Below are 3,654 nucleotides of genomic sequence, written 5' to 3' on the forward strand. Positions count from 1 at the left end.
GAGGAGGTCAAAAACCTCCTCTTTTGCTCGATAGCTATAACCCCGACTTGCGAAAGTAAACGTTATTGCTAATTGATTCTAACTCTACTTTACTTCCACCTCCGGCCACGGCAGCCTCAATCTCCCAACCCACTGGACTACGCCTATTCTCTCTCTTATCTAATTCGTCTATCGTTAAATCAAAATTGGTGTAAACCTCCCCGGTGATAGATTTCATGGATACAGAAGCCCCCTGCTGCGCGGGCCAATTAGTATCAACAAATCCACTAAGTGACTTAGCGTACACCGGAGCTGTCACTCCAGTTATGGTAATATTACCGCCGAGGGTTTCTATACGAAGAGATGCCTCTTTAGGAAGATAAATATCGTAGACGATTAAGCTACAAAAGCTATTTTCCCCCATTTGATAACTACTTCCTTCACAATCGCCTCGATAATACTTTTTGGGCTTTTTCAAATCAGAAGTGACCTCTATTCTATCTTCGGTTGTGGTAATTTTTAAACTCCAGGCATCATTCAATGCATCATTATTAACAGAGACGCTTATTCGCAGAGCAACTTCCGGTTTGTCCCAGGTTTTGATCTGAATATCCTGAGCGTACTTCAAATCCAGGAGAACTTCCTGATCAGCCTGCCAAGCAATCGTTTTTTCTTCTAACCGTTGGGGCTGAACAACATGATCAGCTAAAAGCAATAGAATAATCAGCGATTTTTTCATAATGAACTCCCGGGTTTATTCACTTTTGCGTAGATAGATATTTCCACTCACCGTTTTCACTTGCATATCTACCCCTCCGTTGTTAATGGTGCCTTCTATGGGTCGGCCCATACTCATTCGGGTTAATCCAACTTTACCTTCTTGCTCCTGATCTAAGGCAATTTCAAAGTTGGTATACACTTCACCACTCACTGAGCCTAGCATCAAATTAGCGGGAGTTTGACTGGGCAAAGTAATATCTACATCGCCACTTACAATAGTAATTGAAGTGGGTTTTTGCTGGTTAACGGTATTAAAAACGACATCGATATCACCACTCACACTGTTTGCTACCACCGGTCCACTAACATTTTCTATTCTTACGTCTGAGTTTGTTGTCTTTATTTCAATCTCACCCAACAGATTTTTCATCTCAATATCTCCTCCCACATGGTTCACTTCTTCTATAACTACTGTGGTGTTTTTGGGTATCTTAAACTCGTAATCCACATCATTTCGACCTACTTTTAGCACGGTAACTTGATTATTCTCTTCATTTATTGATAAGCCAATACCAGAGTTGTCAGTGCCACCACTGTATAGCGGACGAAGCCCATCCGCTCGTTGGGGGGGGCCTCGTAGCCCGATGCATTAATGATAAGTTCATTGCCGTCGTGGCCTTCAATGCTAACTTCAGTGTTATGAAGAACCAAACGAATGGTATTGGCCGACATTGCCGCCCGATATTCCTGAGCATAGGCCAGCGAACTGCCCCATAAAAGGGTGATAAGTACTACTATTGTTTTCATGTTTTAGATATTTTAATGCTGGGTTAATGTTTTTAAATTGTTAAATGGCTTGATTGCTGACCCCATATCAAGTCTGGGACATGTATACTGATTGATAAATTGTCATTGTTCACTACTTACTAGTCATTATAGCAAGAGTTGACTGATGCCAAATTCTGCTTGTTGTCTGACAACTTCTTCAATCTGTTCCTGCTGTACTAGCCGTTGTAGTTCAGGCACCGCTTCTTTTTCACCCCAAGTGACTAATTGATTAATAATTGCAATCTGAACCATGGGGTGATCTTGCCCGCTTAATGCCTGAGCCAAAGCCGTGCGTACGGTAGCTTGGTTGGCATGAGTCTTCAGCGCTTCAATAGCGGCTAAGCGAACGTTTATGTTAGAGTCGGTACTTATTGTAAATAGCAGTGCTTCACTCACCGCTTGGTTGTCTTTAGGTGATGATTGAATGACCTGTATACGCTCACTGGCAGAAGCGCGCTGAAGCTGGTTTAGCAGCATCGTCTGGCGCATATCCTGAAAATCTTCCCGTAGGGCTACTACTTCATCCGATGTTTTCTCCTGCCCATACCAAATCCCCCCCAAAAATCCGCTCAGAATTAGGGCAATGCTCGCGGCAATACGCCTTCCCCATAGTTTAAAATGATGGTTTCGTGTCTTAGAATTTTTCTCTTCAGCGTCAATTTTTCGAAACAACTGATCGTAGCCTAACCGGCTAGTATGGTCTTCGCTTCTCAATTCGGCTAAACCTAAAAACTGATTACGGTCTTTCGCTAGCTCAGGTGCCACCTCACTCTGAGAGAAGTACGCATGCAGTTGTTTCTCTTCTACCAGGGTAGTTTCACCCTCGTAGTATCGCTCTATTAGTTTTTTTATTTCATTAGCTTCCATACGCGTTAACTCTGGTGTACATTTCCCGCAAACTGCGGCGGACTCGCGAGAGCGTAACCCGAATATTATTAATTGATAGGCCAGTCACTTGCTCTATTTCTTCGTAAGAATATTCTTCTACGTCCCGCAGATGAATTATGAGTCGCTGCTGCTCAGGCAGTTGCCCAATAAGTTCGCGAAGAATACCAGCGGTATTTGCCATCTCGGTTTTTCGGTACGGAGTAGTATTGTCAGTGGTGGTGGTAGTTCCGGTGAGGGGTATTACCTTTTTATGGTAGCTAGATTTCAGTTTGTCAAGGCACAGGTTTTTAGTCACTACCATCGCTAGTGCTTCAATACTTTTGTAGCTAGTTAGGTTGTTCCGATTGAGCCAAAGTTTAAGCAGTGCTTCCTGTACAGCATCTTCTGCCTCCTCATCATCGTGAAGCATTGTTTTGGCAAACCGATAAAGTTTGGCTTGTACCGGAAAGACGTTACTCTTAAAGGTTTTAACATTCATTACACTCCGAAGACGACTATTCATTGAATCCATTACAAGATTCTTCTTTTTTTTTCCATCCTTTAAAATCTAGCAATTTCGCCGCTTTTTCTATCTGTGTAATAATGCTGGAAAATCTGTTTCTCTACGGTTACGCAACATTCTATCTTTATATAGAACAGAAAATTCAAATTAAAGGAACAAAATGGCAGGTAACATTTGGAATGTTAATACATCCTCTTTATTTGTTTTTTATTTCTTTGTAAGAAGAAAGTGGCTCATAATCGTATTAATTGGCAGTTTAGGACTAAGTTCGTGCCGAAGCACAGCCATGCCTTGTCCGAAAATATCGGTTAAGCAACAGAAGAAAGGCATATTTTCTAGTCAGAAAAACCAAGTCAAATACGATAATAAAGGCCGTGTAAAGAAGTAGGTCATTAAAATTAATACGCCAGCGTTAAGTACTGTATGCTAAGAAATTATCATAAAAGATCGGTAGTCTACTCCTTTTGCCTTATCGGGTTGATACTGATACTTGGGTTGGGGTCTGCCTCTATTTCTCTAGCGCAAAGTGGTAAACCTACTTTACCCACTATAAAGCATCGTAAGAAGAAAAAAGAAGTGAAGGTCCCCAAGGCCCGCCGCAAGTCCAGGCAGATGAAGGACCAATCGAAGCCGAGTCGTACTACTAAAAGCAAGCGTCGGGCCCGCGATACGTACCAACGCCCACCATCCAAATCTGGCAATAAACCTGTATTTGATCGATATCAACGCCCTAAGAC

6 protein-coding genes are annotated in these 3,654 nt (G+C 42.3%); 1 reads left to right on the top strand and 5 read right to left on the bottom strand.

Translation table 11 applies throughout. The annotated features are described in order from the left end of the window. Nucleotides 1-34 precede the first annotated feature (34 nt). The 5 genes from WBA23_RS20760 to WBA23_RS20780 form a co-directional block, all read right to left on the bottom strand. Nucleotides 35-718 (bottom strand): hypothetical protein, encoded by a 684-nt coding sequence (locus WBA23_RS20760; RefSeq protein WP_424584196.1) that lies wholly within the window; start codon nt 716-718, stop codon nt 35-37. 15 nt (nt 719-733) lie between these two features. Beyond that, entirely contained in the window at nt 734-1,231 is a 498-nt protein-coding gene (locus WBA23_RS20765; protein ID WP_424584197.1) for a DUF4097 family beta strand repeat-containing protein, read from the bottom strand. A gap of 23 nt (nt 1,232-1,254) precedes the next feature. Then, nucleotides 1,255-1,506 (bottom strand): hypothetical protein, encoded by a 252-nt coding sequence (locus WBA23_RS20770; protein ID WP_424584198.1) that lies wholly within the window; start codon nt 1,504-1,506, stop codon nt 1,255-1,257. A gap of 126 nt (nt 1,507-1,632) precedes the next feature. Further along, nucleotides 1,633-2,394 (bottom strand): HEAT repeat domain-containing protein, encoded by a 762-nt coding sequence (locus tag WBA23_RS20775; RefSeq protein WP_424584199.1) that lies wholly within the window; start codon nt 2,392-2,394, stop codon nt 1,633-1,635. Continuing rightward, nucleotides 2,384-2,893: an RNA polymerase sigma factor gene (locus WBA23_RS20780; RefSeq protein WP_424584200.1), complete on the bottom strand. Its 510-nt coding sequence runs from the start codon at nt 2,891-2,893 to the stop codon at nt 2,384-2,386. The genes WBA23_RS20775 and WBA23_RS20780 overlap by 11 nt, the downstream gene beginning before the upstream one ends. Before the next feature lie 447 nt (nt 2,894-3,340). On the opposite strand from WBA23_RS20780, the gene WBA23_RS20785 reads away from it, so the two are divergent. Next, the coding region (locus WBA23_RS20785; protein ID WP_424584201.1) for a hypothetical protein at nt 3,341-3,654 on the top strand (314 nt) is incomplete at its 3' end.

Source organism: Tunicatimonas sp., from assembly GCF_049647865.1.
Classification (GTDB): domain Bacteria; phylum Bacteroidota; class Bacteroidia; order Cytophagales; family Cyclobacteriaceae; genus Tunicatimonas.

Bases quoted from the DNA above. Each gene is read 5' to 3' on its own strand.
- WBA23_RS20760 (WP_424584196.1), bottom strand. From the start codon at position 718: ATGAAAAAATCGCTGATTATTCTATTGCTTTTAGCTGATCATGTTGTT.
- WBA23_RS20770 (WP_424584198.1), bottom strand. From the start codon at position 1,506: ATGAAAACAATAGTAGTACTTATCACCCTTTTATGGGGCAGTTCGCTG.
- WBA23_RS20775 (WP_424584199.1), bottom strand. From the start codon at position 2,394: ATGGAAGCTAATGAAATAAAAAAACTAATAGAGCGATACTACGAGGGT.
- WBA23_RS20780 (WP_424584200.1), bottom strand. From the start codon at position 2,893: ATGAATGTTAAAACCTTTAAGAGTAACGTCTTTCCGGTACAAGCCAAA.